Source organism: Sorangium sp. So ce363, from assembly GCF_051520435.1.
GTDB lineage: Bacteria > Myxococcota_A > Polyangia > Polyangiales > Polyangiaceae > Sorangium > Sorangium cellulosum_B.
Genome location: NZ_CP150333.1, coordinates 3155770 through 3171626, shown reverse-complemented (window position 1 = coordinate 3171626; position 15857 = coordinate 3155770). Strand labels below are relative to the sequence as shown.

The window sequence follows — 15857 nt, the reverse complement described above, 5'->3', positions numbered from 1 at the left end:
TCTCTTTTGTCTAACTCCACAGGACGGGCCGCCTCGGGATGGTCAAGGCGGATTGATTCACCTCCTCGCGCCAGGAAGAGACACCACCATGAGCGACCTCATCAGCTTCTCTTCGAGCATCCTGGAGGGCCCGGCGCGCGTCGTCGGATTTCGCGGCGTGGAGGCGATCTCGCGCCCGTACAGGTTCGAGATCTTCCTGTCCATCCCGAGCGAAGGCGACGATGACACGGACTTTGCGGAGATGGTCGGGGCCAAGGCGCGGCTCTGGATCGATCGCCAGTCCGACACGACCCCGCCCTACGTGTTCGCCGGCGTGCTCGCCGGCGTCGATCTCCTGCACGAGTTCGGCGGGCGCGCGCTGCTGCGCGCGGTGCTGGTGCCGCGGCTCTGGGGGCTCACCCTGTCGAAGCACAGCCGCATCTTCACGAAGAAGAGCGTGCCCGACGTGATCAGGCTCGTTCTCGAGGAGAACGGCATCGCGGGCGGCGATGTCGAGCTCAACCTCGGCAGCTACGAGGCCGAGGAGCACATCTGCCAGTACCGCGAGAGCGACTTCGATTTCATCTCGCGCTGGATGGAGCGGGAGGGGATCTTTTATTACTTCGAACACACCGAGGACGGAGAGAAGCTCGTCCTCTGCGACGACAAGAGCTACCCGGCCGAGGTGCTCGGCGCGCCGGTCCGCTACCACCCGCAGACCGGCGAGGACCGCAGCGCCTCCGCCTCGTTCCGCACCTTCTCCTGCCAGCACGGGGCGCTGCCGTCGCGGGTGAAGCTCAAGGACTACGACTATGTCCGGCCGCAGTTCCCCCTCGCCGGCGCGGCCCCGGTGTCCCAGTACGGCACCGGGGAGATCAGCCTCCACGGCGAGCGCTTCTTCAGCGCCGACGCCGGCAAGCGGCTGGCCCAGCTGCGCGCCGAGGAGTACCTCGCCCGGGAGGCGGTCTACCAGGCCGCCGGCGCGCGGCTCCACCTGCGCTCGGGGTACACGTTCGAGCTCGAGGACCACCCGCGCGCGCGGTTCAACGCGAAGTACCTCGCTGTCGAGCTGCGCCACCACGGCAACCAGTCCGCCGGGCACAGCGACTTCGCGGAGCTCGCCGGGCTCGCGCACGAGGAGGTCTATTTCGTCGAGGTCTCGGCCATCCCGGCGGCGACGCAGTTCCGTGCGGAGTCGCGGACGGCGTGGCCGCGCATCTACGGTTACGAGAACGGCGCGGTCGACGGCTCCGCGTCGAGCGAGTACGCGCAGATCGACGAGCACGGGCGCTACCTGGTGAAGCTCAAGTTCGACGAGGCGAGCCCGCGCGACGGCAGCGGGTCCACGTACGTGCGCATGATGCAGCCGCACGGCGGCGGCGTCGAAGGGTTCCATTTCCCGCTGCGGCGGGGGACCGAGGTCGTGCTGAGCTTCCTCGGCGGCGACCCGGATCGGCCCGTGATCTCCGGCGTCGTGCCCAACGTGCTCACGCCGAGCCCGGTGACGAGCGGCAACCACACGAAGAACGTCATCCAGACCGGCGGCAGGAACCGCCTCGAGCTCGAGGACCAGGCCGGAGCGCAGCGCATCACGCTCTCGACGCCGCACTCGAACACGTACCTGCGCATGGGATCGCCCAACAAGGGGCACGAGTTCATCGGCAAGACCGATGGCAGGATCCTGCTCGACGCCGGGCAGAACATGGATTTCGAGGTGGGCGCGAGCTGGAGGAGCCATGTCGAGAACGACATCACGACGACCTCCGACTCGGGCCACATCACGACGACCGCGACAGCGGGCAACATCATGACGACGGCCGTCGCAGGCACCCTCACCGAGACGGCCAAGGGGGATGTGTCGATCACCTCGACCACGGGCAAGGTCGTCGTCAAGGCCCTCGGGAACGACGTCGAGATCTCGGCGAAGGGCAAGCTGTGGCTCGAGGCCGAGGGCGACAAGAAGGAGATCCTGAAGGCCAATCACCACGTCGAGAGGACCGGCGACTACAGCGTCACCACGTTGGGGAGCGCGCGAGCCCACGTGTTCGGGGCCAGCTCGTCGACCGTGGTGGGCGGCTCGCTCGACGCCAAGCTGGGCGCGTTCCGCTCGATCGTGGTCGGCGCCACGAGCGATTTCAAGCTCACGAACGCCACGTCGGTGACCGCCGGCAAATCGCTCGACGTGAAGGTCGGCAACTTCACGTCGATCAACGTCTCCCGCTCGCTCGACATCAAGCTGGCGAACACGACGGAGCTCAAGGTGACGAACGCGCAGGAGCTCACGGTGGGGAGCAAGCAGTCGCTCTCGTGCAGCAGGACCCAGGAGCTCGTCATGGGCCAGAAGCTCTCGTTCAACCTCAGCAGCGCCGTGGAGTTCAAGCTCGGCGCGACGGTGTCCGTGAAGAACGGTCCGGAGCTGACGATCCAGGGTCCGAAGTTCACGACGAAGACCGTCGAGCTCAAGAACGGGAGCTTCACCCTGGAGAGCGTCGCGGCCGAGATCAGGAAACACGGCATCTTCGTGGTCAGCTAGCGGCGAGGCGCGCCGCGCGCTCGCGGTCGCCGCTCCGGAGAGACATCGGCCTCGGCCACACCAGGGCGCGCGCGAGGCGCCCCCCCGCCACAACCGGTCATTCGAACTCCATGCGTGTCATCAAGCCTCTCCGCCTCTCCGTCCTCCAGCGCGTGCTCACCGTCCGGCGCAATCATCACCTGAGCATCGGGCTCCTCGTGTTCTTCCCGCTCGACGCCCCCGAGATCCCGCTGCCCGAGGTCTCGATGTGGCAGCGGGTGATGCCCGCGCTCGGCAAGGACGGCCTCCTCGACGAGGGCATGCCCAAGCCGCGCGGCGAGGTCCTCGTCTTCGGCAAGGCGTTCTCGCCGGGAGGCGAGCCCCGGCCGGCGTTCGCGGCGGGCCTGCAGGTCGGCCCGGTCGACAAGCCCCTCGTCGACAAGTCCGTCGCCGTCGTCGGCAAGCGGCGATGGCACCTCGGCGCGCCGACGGAGCCAGAGCCGATCACCGAGATGCCGCTCACCTGGGAAAACGCCTTTGGAGGACCGGATTACGCGCTGAACCCGAAGGGGATGGGGCTCGGGCCCATCGAGGAAGAAGGGGTCAAGGCGCATTACCTGCCCCACCTCGAAGACCCGCGACAGCTCCTCATGTCGCCGGGCGACAGGCCGCCGCCCGCGGGCTTCGGGGCCCTCGACCCCACGCTCGCGTCGCGGGTGGCCAAGCTCGGCACGTACGGCGGCGAGTGGCTCCAGAACGACTTTCCCGGCTTCGCCCGGGATCTCGACCCCGAGTACTTCCAGGTCGCCCCGGAGGATCAGCGGCTGCCCGAGGTTCTCGAGGGCGGCGAGGCCATCCGCCTGAAGAACCTGCACCCGGCGCGGCCGCTCATCGAGACCCACGCCCCGAGGCTCCGCGCCCGGTGCTTCGTGCGGCAGCGGGGCGAGGCGGGCGAGACGGTGACCGACGGCGAGGAGCCCCTCCGGGAGGTCGCGACGCGCCTGGAGACGGTGCTCCTGTTTCCCAACATCGAGCGCGGCGTCGCCATCTTCCGCGGCGTCGTCCCCGTCGCCGAGGACGACGCCGCGGACGTGCGCCTGCTGCTCGCCGGCCTCGAGCGGGCCGACGCGCCGAGGCCGATCGAGCACTACCGCGGCGCGCTGGAGCGGCGGCTCGACAAGGAGAAGGGGCACCTCCACGCGCTGCGCGAGCAGGAGCTCCTCCCGGAGCCCGACCCCGACGCCCCGTCGTTCCCGGACGAGGCGATCAGCGACATGGACGAGCTCATCCGGCGCGAGCGGGCGATGGAGCGGCGGTCGATCTCGCGAGCGCAGCGCGAGCTCGACCAGGCGCGGCTCACCTTGCTCGTGCTCGGGATGAACCCGGACGAGAAGCTCCCGCGGGAGATCAAGCTCCCGGAGGAGCCGAGGCCGGACGAGCTCGCGGACTACGCCGAGCGGATGGAGCGCGAGGGCGCGGCGCTCCAGAAGGACGCCGAGGAGCAGCGCAAGGCCGCCGAGGAGGAGGCGCGCGAGCTCTGCGCCGAGCAGGGGCTCGACTTCGACGAGGCGGTCGCGAAGGGCAAGCGCGAGGGCGGCGGCCCGCCGAAATTCAGCGCCGACGAGGAGCTGGCCCGCCTGCGCGAGCTCGCGGAGGTGGGGCGCACGGCGGGCGCGCCGATGGAGGACCTCGAGGCGAAGCTCGCGGACCCGGCGTTCGCCGCAGGCCTCCGCAAGGCCGAGGAGAACGTCCTCTTCGCGTACCGCGCCTTCGCTCACTTCCACCCGCCGGCGGATCCGGCGCCCGAGGGGAAGCGGTCCGAGCTGCGCGCCGAGGTCGAGCGGGCGCTCGCCGCCGGCGAGTCGCTCGCGCGGCGCGATCTGACGGGCGCCGATCTGCGCGAGCTCCGCCTCGCGGGCGCCGATCTCCGCGAGGCGCTCCTCGAGGGCGCGGATCTCTCGGCGTGTGATCTGAGCGGGGCCGATCTGACCGGCGCGGTGCTCACGCGCGCGAAGCTCGAGGGCGCGCGGCTCGGGAAGGCCACGCTGCGCGGGGCGAACCTCGGCGAGGCGCGCGCCTCGCGCGCGAGCTTCGACGGGGTCGACCTCCGCGAGGCGGTGCTCCACAAGGCGTGGCTCGAGGAGGCGCGGCTCTCGGGCGCCGACCTCGCCGGGGCCGACTTCCTGGAGGCCAGGGTCGCGGGCGCGGACTTCAGCGGCGCCGCGGCGGACGACGTCCTCTTCTTCCAGCTCGACCTGACGGGCGCGCGCTTCACCGGCGCGAGCCTGCGCAAGGCGACGTTCTTCCAGTGCACGGGGGCGGGCGCGGACTTCGGCGAGGCCGAGCTCGAGGACGCGGCCCTCGTCGACTTCAAGGGCGAGAAGGCCTCGTTCCGGAAGGCGAGGGCCGCGGCCCTGCGCGTCGTCTCCGCCTCCGCGCTGCCGGGCGCGGACTTCTCCGGCGCCGAGCTCGCGCGGGCGAACCTCCGCGGGGTCGATCTGGAGGGCGCGATCTTCGAGGGCGCCTCGGCGGACGGCGCGGACTTCAGCGAGGCGAACCTCCGGAGGGCGCGCCTCGCGCAGCTCTCGGGCAAGGGCGCGCGCTTCATGCGTTCGGACCTGGCCGAGGCGGATCTGACCGGCGCGAACCTCATGGACGCCATGCTCCAGAAGGCGAAGGTGCCGGGCGCCCGCCTCGACAACACGAACCTCTTCCGCGCCAACCTGCTCGACGCCAAGGGCGATGAGCGGACCACCTTCTCCGACGCGCACATCAAGAACGTCGTGTTCACGGGGCAGAGCAAGTGACGCGCGAAGAGCTGCTCGCGAAGGTCGACGAGGGCGAGGTCATCGCCGGGGAGGACCTGTCGGGGCTCGATCTATCGGGGCTCGACCTGTCGGGCGTCGTGTTCGAGAAGACGAGCTTCCGCGGCGCCAGGCTGAAGGGCGCGAAGCTCAGCGAGTCCATGTTCAACGGGTGCGATCTCTCGAGCGCCGACCTCTCCGGCGCGCGGGCCCGCCACGCCGTGTGGAGCCGGTGCGCGCTCCTCCACGCGCGCCTCGACGGCGGCGATCTCGTGGCTGCGAGCTTCGCCGAGTGCGACGCCTCGCGGGCCAGCTTCGACCGCGTGAACCTCACGATCGGGAGCATGGTCAAGGGGCGCGCCGACGAGGCGAGCTTCCGCGAGGCCAACCTGGACCGGTTCTCGCTCGTGGAGACCGAGGCCGCGCGCCTCGCGCTCGACGGGGCGCAGCTCAAGCAGGCCTGCCTCATCAAGGCGGACCTGTCGACCGCGAGCCTGCGCGGCGCGACGCTCCACCTCGCGGTGCTGGTCGGCGCCCGCCTCCGCGGGCAGGACCTGTCGGGCATGGACCTGACCCTCTCGCAGCTCACCGACGCCGATCTCGCGGGGTGCGACCTGCGCGGGGCCCGGCTCGTCCAGGCGAATTTCAAGGGCGCGGACCTCACCGCGGCGAAGCTCGACGGCGCGGACGCCGAGCGCGGCCTGTTCCTCGGCGCGCGGCTCGCCGGCGTGTCGGCCGCGGGCCTCAAGGCGCGGCAGGCGATCTTCTCCGAGGCCGACCTCGAGGCCGCGGACCTCGCCGGCGCCGACCTCTACCAGGCCATCTTCCAGCGGGCGGCGTGCCCGACGGCGAGCTTCCGCGACGCGGACCTCACGTATGCCGATTTCTCGCACGCGAGCGTCGAGAAGGCGGATCTTTCCGGCGCGAAGCTCTTCCGCGCCCGCTTCCACCAGACGCGCGACGCGGGCGCGACCTTCACGAGCCGGTCCGCCGCGCTCGGCGACGACCCGGAGCTGCTCGAAGCCGAGCGCTGGACGCCCTGAGGGGATGCCCCTCCCGACAGCAGGAGAGACACGATGCGAGACAATCTGGCCAGACAGCGGGTGGAGACCTTCGCGATCCAGGAGGTCGGCGCGGTGATCGGAGCGACGGACGGGTCGTTCCAGGTGCGCGTCGGGTCGGGCGACTACGCGGCGAAGCGCGCGGTGAGCTGCCTTGTCGAGCCGGCGCTCGGCGACCGGGTGCTCGTCGCGCTGCACGACGCGGGGTGCCACGTGCTCGCGGTGCTCGACCGCGAGGGCGACGCGCCGACGCGCCTCGTGGCCGAGGGGGACCTCGAGGTGAGCGCCCCGCGCGGCCGCGTCACGGTGGCCGCGGCCGAGGGTGTGCGCCTCGTGACGCCGGCCGAGGCCGCGGTGGCCGCGGGCAAGGTGCGCGTCGCGGCGAGCGAGGGGTCGCTCGCGGTCGGGGCGATGACGTACGTGGGCGAGCGGCTCGTCGCGCAGGTGGACCGCGTGAAGACGGTCGCGCGGTCGGTCGAGTCGATCGCGGAGCGCTGGGTGCAGCGGCTCGACCGGGCGTACCGGTTCATCGCCGAGTCGGAGCAGGTGCGGGCGCAGTACTACGAGGTCACCGCGAAGGCCGCGGTGAACATCAAGGCGCAGGCGACGCTCGTCTCGAGCGGCGAGCTGACCAAGATCGACGGCGGGCAGATCCACCTCGGCTGACGGGAGGCACAGATGTTCGCGAACACGCAGATGGGAGGCATGGCCCTGGGCGGACCCGACGTGTGCCTCACGCCGCCGGCGCACCTGCCGGTGCCCTACCCCAACCTGGCGGCGCAGCCCATGGGGGTGCCGGCGGTCTACAACGTCCTGTTCATGTGCACGCCGGCGCACAACATGACGACCCAGGTGCCGCTGACGAACGGCGACAACGCCGGCCTGGAGACGGGCGTCGTCTCGCACACGGTGATGGGCCCCTCGCGGCACGTCACGGCGGCCTTCACCGTGCTCGTCGGCGGCGCGCCGGCCACGCGGATGACGAGCGTCACGATGCAGAACTCCGTCAACGCGCCCGGGGTCAGCATCGTCCCGAGCCAGCTCAAGGTGCTCCTTCTCGCCCCGTAGGCGGCCCTTGAAAGAGCACAACCGGCTCCGCATCGAGCGCCTCGCGGCCCGCTATGCGCGGCGCCTCGAGGAGGCGCGCGCCCCCGCGGAGGCGGATTTCCTCCGCGAGTTCGACGACCTGCGCGAGCGCCTGCTCCGCCCTCAGATGGAGGAGTTCGCCGCCGAGCTCCGCAAGGCGGGGCACGCGCCGCGCATCGTGCTCGACGAGGGGCACGACACGCCGAGCGTCGAGCTCGCCCTCGGCCTGCGCGAGGCCAGGGCCAGCCGCAACGTGGTCGGCTTCTGCGTCATCCGCTGGGCCGGCCACCCGCTCCAGATCCTCGCCTACCTCGAGGTCAACCCCACGCCGTTCGATCTGGAGCGGTTCGCCCGCGCCGCCGACGTCGGGCCCGAGCGCGTCGAGCAGCTCCTCGTCGAGGCGATCGAGCACATCATGGTCTGCAACGCGCCCTGAGCGCCGGCGGCGCCTGGCCGCTCGCTCGGCGACAAGGGCGGGTCTCGGGGGTATGCTCCGCGGATGAGTACCATCGAGCTCAGCGCGGAGAATTTCGAGAAGACGGTCGAGTCGAACGGCATCGTCCTCGTCGACTGGTGGGCGCCCTGGTGCGGCCCCTGCCGTGTCTTCGGGCCCGTCTTCGAGAAGGCCTCCGAGAAGCACGCGGACATCGTGTTCGGGAAGATCAACACGGACGACCAGAAGGACCTGGCGCAGGCTTTCAACATCCGCTCGATCCCGACGCTCTTCATCTTCCGCGAGAAGGTCCTCCTGTTCGCGGAGGCGGGCTCGCTGCCCGCTTCGGCGCTCGATCAGGTGATCGAGAAGGTGCGCTCGCTCGACATGGACGAGGTGCGGGCGAAGATCGCCGAGGAGGAAGCGAAGGAGGCCGCCGGCGGAGACAGCGCCGGCGAAGGCCCCTGAGGAGAGCGCGGCCCCCGGGGCGGCCCTCCGGCGGGGCGCCCTGCCAGCGCGGGTGAGCCGCGGCTCGGCTGCTCATGACCGCCGACAGCCGTCCGCTCGGCGACGTCGGGTCAGCTCTGGCTGCCGGCCTTGTCCCCGCGATAGTCGGTGGCCCCCTGGATGGCGGGCAGCCAGGGCACGCGGTGCACGGTCCAGAGCTGGAAGGTAGGCGGAGGCACGTCGCCGGGTCGGTCCATCGTACCGAGGAAGATGTCGAGTTCCCGCGCCCCGTCACGGCGCCAGAACAGCGACGATCCGCAGGTCGCGCAGAACTGGCGGACCGCGGAGCTCGATGAGCGATAGGTCGCGGGCGCGCCGGAGAGCAGCTCGAACTGCTCGTCAGAAAAGGACGCGAACGCCGGCATCGGCGCGCCGGTCTGGCGCCGGCACTGGCTGCAGTAGCAGACATTGACGCTCACCGGCGCGCCGCGCGCTCGGTAGCGGATCGCGCCGCACAAACAGCCGCCGTTGTGCTGAGCCTCGGACATGGCCGTCGCCTCCTGGTTCCTGGATCTCGCGATCGCCAGCCTGGCCCCTCGCGGCGTTTGCCGCAACCGGCGCGCGCGCTCGGCGCGGCGCGGGCCTCATGCGGAGGCCCGGAGCGGCCGGCAGAGCCCATAACCCAGGACGCATCCGAGGCCATACAGCGCGAAGTCCGCCGGATCGAAGCCGCCGTTCGCGCCGAGCAGGAGCCGCCCCGGGGTGGTGCTGCGCGCGGCCCACAGCCACGGGGCCTGGCTCAGCTGGAGCAGCTCGATCCCACACGTCGCGGCGAAGACCGCGAGCGCCAGCCGGTGCGTGCGCGCGGAGATCCACACGATCTGCGCCGCGGCGATCCACACGACCTCATAGAGCACCGCGCCGGCGCCGTTGCGCAGCCAGGCTGGGCCGCCGTGGAACCGGGTGATCAAGCCGACCGGGATGACCGCGACGATCAGGAGGGCCAGCGCGAGGCGCTTGCGAGCGGCTTCCGGCATGCGGAGAGCCTACAGCGGTTTCCGCCCCCCTCTGCACCAAGCAGAGCGGCAGCAGAGCGGCAGCAGAGCGGCAGCAGAGCGGCAGCAGAGCGGCAGCAGAGCGGCGGTCACCCGCACAGGAGACGGGCCCAGATCGGCGTTTTCGGCGCGCAAGCGCACTCCGGTGCGCTGAGCACCGAAAACGCCGAGGTGGGCCCGTATCCGAAGCGGGTGACCGTCGCTCTAGCGCGCAGGGCGGAGCGCGAGCGGCGCGGTGCCGGTGAGCAGCCCCGCCGCGAGGGCGACCACGCCGCCGAAGCCGACGCAGGCGCAGCCGAGCGCGCCCGTCAGGGCGGCGACGCCGCACGCCGAGGCCCAGGACGCCCCGAGCCGCTCCGACCGGCGCAGCACCCGCGAGAGCAGCACGCCGGCGGCGACCCCGCCCGCCAGGCAGGCAGGGACGCAGATGGATACGCACCCTTCCGGGGTGCACAGGTGACCGTAAATGCGCGCCGCGTGCGCCGCTGCGAAGGGCACGAGGCCCGCGGCGACGCCCGGGAGCACGCCTCGCCCGAGCTGCTGCCCGCGCCACGAGAGCAGCGCCGCCGCGACGTAGAGCGCCGCGCCGAGGATCGCGGTGGTGACCGGACGGTCGCTCATCAGCGCCGCCACGAGCGCCACGGCGATCGTCGGCGCCGCTGCCCAGGCGGCCCTCCTCGCCCTCCCCCGCTCGTACGCGCGATAGGCCCTCTCCTTCAGGCTCAGGCCCGCAAGCGCCTCACGTTCCATAGATCCTCCTCCACGCCTCCCGCAGGCGCGCAAACGCGCGCTCGCGGCGCTTGCGCAGCGCCGCGCTCGACACCGACGGATCGCGATCGACCTCCAGCAGGGTCGCCCTCAGCGTGTCGCGATCCGCCTCGGCCAGCGTGCCGAGCACCTCGCGCGCCGCGTCGTCCAGATCCCGGGCGATCGCCGCCTCCTCCGGCGTGGGCACGTCGGCCGCGATCGACGGGACATGCTCGTCCGGAGCCTCCCTCGACCGGGACCGCCGCCGCCGCGTCGTGCGGCACTCCCACGTCGCGATGGCGAGCGCCCAGGTCAGCGCGTCCCCGTCGGGATCGAACGAGCTGGCGCGGTCGAACACCTTGAGCAGCGCCTGCTGGGCCGCGTCCTCCGCGTCCGCGCCGCCCCCGAGCATGCGGCGGCAGAACGCGCCGATCGCCGGCCAGAGGGCGGCATAGACAGGCTCGAACGCCGCGCGATCGCCGTCGGCGAGGCGTCTCATCGACGCGTTGAGCAGCGATCGCGCGCGCGGTTCCAAGGGCGCTGGGTGCTCAGCCGCAGGGGCAGTCCGGACACGGGCAATCCGCGCACGGACAGCCGCCCGTGAGCTGCGTCCCAGCATAGGCCACCGCCGGGATTCCGAGGACGGCCGCGATCAGGGTCACCTTGAGCCAACGACGCATGGGATCTCTCCTTGTCTTCTCTGGCCGGCTGTCCTCGCCGGCCTTCCTCGGCTCTAGGCGCGAGCGGGGCGAGCGTGACACCCCCGGCGATCGAAATCCGGCGGCCAGGCGCCATCGCCGCAGATCGCCGCACGAGCGACGATCTCCGCTCCGCTCGCGGCGCAGGCGCCTTCGTCCAGCCTGGCGCGTCGTTCCGCCGGGCAGGCTCGACGTGCTAGGGTCTCGTGCCTATGTCTGGCCGCTCGTGGTTTGCTGCCCTCGGCGCCCTCTGGCTCGGGTGCACGCCGTCGCGGCAAGACGCCGGCTCGCGCGCAGACGCGGCCGGGAGCGCGGGCGTGGCGGTCGCGGAGCCCTCGCCCTCCAGCGCGCCCTCCGCGCGCTCCAGCGCGCCGGAGCCGCCGCCGGAGGCGCTGGCCGCCTCGGCCCCGGCCGCGCCGGTCCCGGAGGTGGAGGCGGCGCGGGCGCGATCCGCGCGCGTGTACTCCAAGGGCCGCGAGGTGTGGATCCGGTCCGCGCCGCGGCCCAAGGCCCAGTGGATCGGCATGCTCTCGATCGGCGGCTCGGTCCGCCTGAAGAGCGTCGAGCCCATCCGCGGCGCCGGCGGCTGCCCGGCGTTCTACGCGGTGGAGCCGCGCGGTTACGTGTGCGTCGACGGCGAGCGCGCCACCCTGGACACCGCCGATCCCGTGCGCCAGGCGCTGATCCCCCATGCCCCGCGCGCCGATCTGCCGCTCCCGTACCGCTACGGCGAGTCGCTCGGCCTCAAGCGCCTCCTCCGCGTGGACGGCATCGACGCGCCGGCGTGGCCCGAGGGGCTCCACGATCTGCGGCACATGCAGGTCCGCCCGCGCTCGTCGGTCGCCTGGATCGAGGAGGTCGAGGCCGGCGGGGCGACATGGCTCTGGGCATCGGATCTGACGTTCATACCGAAGGACAAGGTCAAGCCCTACGAGCCCGCCACCTTCGAGGGGGTGTACCTCGGCGCCGAGGCGCGCCTGCCGATGGCCTTCTTTCGCCGCAAGGCGCGCCCGAAGTACCGCCTCACGGAGGGAGGCCCGCCCGCGAAGACGGACGCCGTGTGGGAGCGCCTCGCCCGGGTCGGGCTGACGGGCCGATCGAAGCGGGTCGGCGAGCTGACGTATCTCGAGACCCGGGACGACGGGCACTGGGTGCTCGAGCGAGACGCGGTGGTCGTCCGGCCGCGGAAGGCGCGGAACCCGTGGGGCCGCCCGATCCAGCTCGGCGGCGAGCCGCCCTCGGCGCCGGCGGACGGGCGCAGGAACACGTGGGTCGAGATCGCCGCCCTCGACGGCTGGCTCATCGCCTACGAGGACGACCGCCCCGTGTTCGCGACGCTGATCTCGGCCGGGCGCAACGGGGCCGAGGAGCCGGAGAAGGCCGAGCCGTTCGTGCCGCCTTCGACGACCCCGCTCGGCCAGTACAGCATCGGCCGCAAATGGGTGACGAAGACGCTCATCACGCCCCACGTCGACGCGGACGACTGGATCGAGGCGGAGGTGCCGTGGAGCCAGCACTTCTTCAGCAAGTACCTCCTTCACGCGGCCTACTGGCACGACCGCTGGGGCGAGGGGCAGAGCGGCGGGTGCGTGAACCTCTCGCCGGTCGACGCGAAATGGCTCTTCCACTGGACCGAGCCCGCCGTGCCCGATGAGTGGTACGCGGTCCAGGCCACGCGCGACGACCCGTCCACGCGCGTCGTGATCCATCGCTGAGCCGCCGCCGCCCGGCGCGGGGGTGCGGGAGCGCGCCCGCGCCGCGCCTCGCGCGCGCCTGCCGGAAGCCGCTATTTCGCCGGCGCGCTGGCCGCCTCGGCGCGCTCGCCCCCCTCGCCCGCCGCGGCCATGCGCCGCATGCAGAGCTTGAGTCCGGCGCGGAGGTTGCCGACGGTCGTGACGCCGGAGAGATCGAGTCCGAGCGCGATCATCGTCTGCGCCACGTTCGCCCGGATCCCCGTGATGATCCCCTCCGCGCCGAGGAGCCGGATGGCCTTGATCATCTCGATGAGGTACCCGGCCGTCCGCGTGTCGACCGCGTCGACGCCGGTGAGATCGAGGATCGCGTACCGCGCGTCCTTGCTCACGATCGCCGAGAGCAGGTTGTCCATCGCCTCGGAGATCCGCAGGCTGTCCACCACGCCCACCATGGGGAGGGTCAGCACCTTGTCCCAGACCTCGATGATGGGCGTCGAGAGATCGCGGATGACCTCCTGCTGCGTCTCGATGAGCTCGACCTTCGCCCGGAGCTCCTGCTCGCGCCGCTTCGCCGCGGAGCCGTCCAGGCTGATGGTGATCATGCCGTCGGGCTCCCCGTTCCCGTCGCGCACGGGGACATGCCATGACTCCCAGGCGGCGCCGTACGCCTCGTAGACGTTGTACGCGGCTTTGCCCGCGAGGGCCTGCCTGTTGGTCTCCAGGGTCTCCGGGTCGTTCGCGAAGAGCTCGAGCACGTTCGCTCCGAGGAACTGCCCCGGCTTCGCGCCGACGGCCTCGAGCCCCTTGCCGTCGTGAAACGTGAAGACGCCCGTGCGGTCGTACCTGCACACGGTGATCGGAACATGGTCGAGGATGGCGCGGAGAAGCAGCTGCGCCTCACGGAGCTTCGCCTCGAGCTCCTCCCGCGTATCCGCCCCCGCCGTGCTCGACTCCGCATCTCCCTTCATGGGAGCCTTCTACGCGCACGCGCGCTGGCCGTCGAGTGGTCGTCAGCCCGTCGATGACGTTTCGCTTGGCCGGTCATGCGGACAACATCGCACCGCATTGTCGAGGCCGCGTCTCTCGTCGATCCGCCGGCACACGACGCTTCGGCTGTGGCTGTGGGAAGGGGGGGCACGGATGGGCGATGGGCGATGCGCGATGGGCGCGGGCCTCCGCTCCGCGCGCCCGCCCTCGCGCCGAGGAGCCGAGGAGCCGAGCTCCGCGGCGCTGGTTGACGTGGTGTCCGATCGACACCAAGATTCGTGTACAGATTACACGGAGGGTTGAATGTCCGTCTCCTACGAGCACCCGCGGCCGGCGCTGACGGTGGATTGTGTCGTGTTCGGCCTCGATGAGGAGGACCTCAAGGTCCTCCTCATCCGGCGGGAGCTCGATCCGTTCCGCGGCCGGTGGGCGCTCCCGGGCGGCTTCGTGCGCGTCGACGAGGCGCTCGACGACGCCGCGCGGCGGGAGCTCGCGGAGGAGACGGGGCTCTCGGGGGTGTTCCTGGAGCAGCTCTACACGTTCGGCGCCCTCGGGCGGGACCCGCGCGAGCGCGTGGTCTCGGTGGCGTACTACGCGCTGGTGAAGCTCGGGGATCACCGGGTCAAGGCCGCGACCGACGCGCGCGAGGCGGCGTGGTTCGCGGTGGACGACACCCCGGCGCTCGCCTTCGATCACGACGAGATCCTCCCGGTCGCGCTGGAGCGGCTCAAGGGCAAGGTGCGATACCGGCCGATCGGGTTCGAGCTCCTGCCGCCGAAGTTCACGCTGTCGCAGCTCCAGCGCCTCTACGAGGCGATCCTCGAGCGCCCGCTCGACAAGCGCAATTTCCGGAAGAAGGCGCTCGGCACCGGGCTGCTCGTGGAGCTCGACGAGGTCGAGCAGGACGTCGCGCACCGCGCGGCGCGGCTCTACCGGTTCGACCGTCGGAAGTACGAGCGGCTCGAGAAGGACGGCTTCAGCTTCGAGATCTAGCCGCCTGCCGCAGCCCGGCGGCCCTCGTGCGTCCGATCCCTCCTCGCCCCTGCTCCGGGGCGGACCGAGCGCCTACCGGACGAGATCGCAGGCATGCGAGGCTCGGAGGAACCAGGGTCACGACCGCAACGAACGCCCACCGCCGCTTCATCGACTCGCCCCTCTCCCGTCGCGGGCCCACTGGACGTCGCGAATCTTACGCCCCCGGGCGCCAGCGCGCGGCGCCCGGGGGCGCTCGCGCGTCCGTCGCGGAGCGCGCTCCACCCGAGGAGGGCGGCCGGCTCGCCAGCGCCCGGGTTGACAATGTGTATTACGAACACTAAGCTTGGTGTGTAGTACACACGAACGATCGGGTGCTCGCCGGGCGCGGGCGCTGACGGTCGGCGTTGACCGCCGAGCGGACGGTGGAGCTCCGGCGCCGGGAGGACCGCGCGCCCCGGCCTCCGTCTGCCCGGGTCCGGCCGCAGCGCGCCCTCGCCGGGCGCAGAAGGGAACTCCATGCTTCGCGACGTCGCTTTCTTGGCTGACATGGGAGGGGGCTCGGCCTTCGAGGTCGCCGGAGGGACGGTGACCGGGACCGATCACCTCGTCGCGGGGCGGCCCAACCAGGACGCCTATGCCTTCCGGGCCGAGGGCGGCTCTCTCGCCGCGGTGGTCTGCGACGGCTGCGGCAGCGGCGCGCGCAGCGAGGTGGGCGCGGCGCTCGGGGCGCGGATCGTGACCGAGCAGGTGCTCGGCGCGCTCCGGCGCGGCGGAGACATCGATTCGCCCGCGACGTGGGAAGAGGTGCGGCGCGGGGCGCTCGCGCCGCTCCGCGACGTGGCCGCCGGGATGGGCGGCAGCTTCACCGAGGTCGTGTCGACCTTCTTCCTCTTCACCGTGGTCGGCCTCGCGATCTCCGGCGACAGCGCGTGCGCGTTTTCCCTCGGCGACGGCCTCATCGCGCTCGGCGACGAGCTCCTGCGGCTCGGCCCCTTCCCGAGGGACGAGCCCCCGTACCTCGCGTATGGCCTGCTCGATCGGCCGCCCGGCGGCGAGGCGCCGCGCTTCACCGTGCACCGCGCCTTCCCGTCGAGCGCGCTCCGGACTGCCCTGCTCGGGACCGACGGCGCGATCGATCTGCTGGAGTCGTCGTCACGGCAGATCCCGGGGGGCGGCGAGGTCGGCCCGCTGTCGAGGTTCTGGGAAGATGACCGATATTTCCGGAACCCCGACGCGGTGAGGCGGCGGCTCGCGCTCATCAACCGATCGGTGACGCGGCCCGTGTGGAAGGAAGAGCGGATGGAGCGCGAAGGCGGGCTGCTCCGCGACGACACGACGGTGGTCGTCGTGCGGAGGGCGCAGGGCGCCTGCGATTGAGG

General features: G+C 71.9%; 16 protein-coding genes. 10 read left to right on the top strand and 6 right to left on the bottom strand.

Annotated features, from left to right (window positions below):
- Positions 1 to 88 precede the first annotated feature (88 nt).
- The 7 genes from WMF12_RS12340 to trxA all read left to right on the top strand — a co-directional run bounded on the left by WMF12_RS12340 (position 89) and on the right by trxA (position 8343).
- Positions 89 to 2512, top strand: a complete 2424-nt coding sequence (locus WMF12_RS12340; protein ID WP_437871011.1) for a type VI secretion system Vgr family protein — start codon at positions 89 to 91, stop codon at positions 2510 to 2512.
- Positions 2513 to 2622: 110 nt separating this feature from the next.
- A complete protein-coding gene (locus WMF12_RS12335; RefSeq protein ID WP_437871002.1) occupies positions 2623 to 5298 on the top strand; it encodes a DUF2169 domain-containing protein in 2676 nt (891 codons plus the stop codon).
- Entirely contained in the window at positions 5295 to 6338 is a 1044-nt protein-coding gene (locus WMF12_RS12330; RefSeq protein ID WP_437870998.1) for a pentapeptide repeat-containing protein, read from the top strand. Before WMF12_RS12335 ends, WMF12_RS12330 begins: the two co-directional genes overlap by 4 nt.
- A 33-nt stretch (positions 6339 to 6371) precedes the next feature.
- Entirely contained in the window at positions 6372 to 7022 is a 651-nt protein-coding gene (locus tag WMF12_RS12325) for a DUF3540 domain-containing protein (protein WP_437870996.1), read from the top strand.
- A 12-nt stretch (positions 7023 to 7034) separates the two neighbouring features.
- On the top strand, positions 7035 to 7424 hold the full coding sequence (locus WMF12_RS12320) for a DUF4150 domain-containing protein (RefSeq protein ID WP_437745805.1): 390 nt from the start codon (positions 7035 to 7037) through the stop codon (positions 7422 to 7424).
- Between the two features lie 7 nt (positions 7425 to 7431).
- A complete protein-coding gene (locus WMF12_RS12315; protein WP_437745804.1) occupies positions 7432 to 7878 on the top strand; it encodes a hypothetical protein in 447 nt (148 codons plus the stop codon).
- Between the two features lie 63 nt (positions 7879 to 7941).
- On the top strand, positions 7942 to 8343 hold the full coding sequence (gene trxA / locus WMF12_RS12310) for a thioredoxin (protein ID WP_437745803.1): 402 nt from the start codon (positions 7942 to 7944) through the stop codon (positions 8341 to 8343).
- 110 nt (positions 8344 to 8453) lie between these two features.
- Here trxA and WMF12_RS12305 read toward each other — a convergent pair whose 3' ends face one another.
- The 5 genes from WMF12_RS12305 to WMF12_RS12285 all read right to left on the bottom strand — a co-directional run bounded on the left by WMF12_RS12305 (position 8454) and on the right by WMF12_RS12285 (position 10804).
- A complete protein-coding gene (locus WMF12_RS12305) occupies positions 8454 to 8870 on the bottom strand; it encodes a GFA family protein (RefSeq protein WP_437870994.1) in 417 nt (138 codons plus the stop codon).
- 96 nt (positions 8871 to 8966) lie between these two features.
- Positions 8967 to 9359 carry a DUF2809 domain-containing protein gene (locus WMF12_RS12300; RefSeq protein ID WP_437870992.1) on the bottom strand — a complete coding sequence of 131 codons (393 nt, stop codon included), beginning with the start codon at positions 9357 to 9359 and terminating at the stop codon, positions 8967 to 8969.
- 222 nt (positions 9360 to 9581) lie between these two features.
- Positions 9582 to 10127, bottom strand: a complete 546-nt coding sequence (locus WMF12_RS12295) for a hypothetical protein (RefSeq protein WP_437870991.1) — start codon at positions 10125 to 10127, stop codon at positions 9582 to 9584.
- Positions 10117 to 10623: an RNA polymerase sigma factor gene (locus WMF12_RS12290; RefSeq protein ID WP_437870990.1), complete on the bottom strand. Its 507-nt coding sequence runs from the start codon at positions 10621 to 10623 to the stop codon at positions 10117 to 10119. Before WMF12_RS12290 ends, WMF12_RS12295 begins: the two co-directional genes overlap by 11 nt.
- Before the next feature lie 49 nt (positions 10624 to 10672).
- Positions 10673 to 10804: a hypothetical protein gene (locus tag WMF12_RS12285; RefSeq protein WP_269454239.1), complete on the bottom strand. Its 132-nt coding sequence runs from the start codon at positions 10802 to 10804 to the stop codon at positions 10673 to 10675.
- A 230-nt stretch (positions 10805 to 11034) separates the two neighbouring features.
- Between WMF12_RS12285 and WMF12_RS12280 the strand changes: the two genes are divergently transcribed.
- Positions 11035 to 12537 (top strand): L,D-transpeptidase, encoded by a 1503-nt coding sequence (locus WMF12_RS12280; RefSeq protein WP_437870989.1) that lies wholly within the window; start codon positions 11035 to 11037, stop codon positions 12535 to 12537.
- 71 nt (positions 12538 to 12608) lie between these two features.
- Here the strand turns inward: WMF12_RS12280 and WMF12_RS12275 are convergent, their stop codons facing one another.
- Entirely contained in the window at positions 12609 to 13484 is an 876-nt protein-coding gene (locus tag WMF12_RS12275; protein WP_437870988.1) for an STAS domain-containing protein, read from the bottom strand.
- Between the two features lie 322 nt (positions 13485 to 13806).
- On the opposite strand from WMF12_RS12275, the gene WMF12_RS12270 reads away from it, so the two are divergent.
- Both WMF12_RS12270 and WMF12_RS12265 read left to right on the top strand, forming a co-directional pair.
- Positions 13807 to 14496 carry an NUDIX hydrolase gene (locus WMF12_RS12270; protein ID WP_437299385.1) on the top strand — a complete coding sequence of 230 codons (690 nt, stop codon included), beginning with the start codon at positions 13807 to 13809 and terminating at the stop codon, positions 14494 to 14496.
- 498 nt (positions 14497 to 14994) lie between these two features.
- The gene (locus tag WMF12_RS12265; protein WP_437870985.1) at positions 14995 to 15855 is read left to right on the top strand and encodes a protein phosphatase 2C domain-containing protein; all 861 of its coding nucleotides are present in this window, start codon (positions 14995 to 14997) and stop codon (positions 15853 to 15855) included.
- The last annotated feature ends 2 nt before the right edge of the window (positions 15856 to 15857 follow it).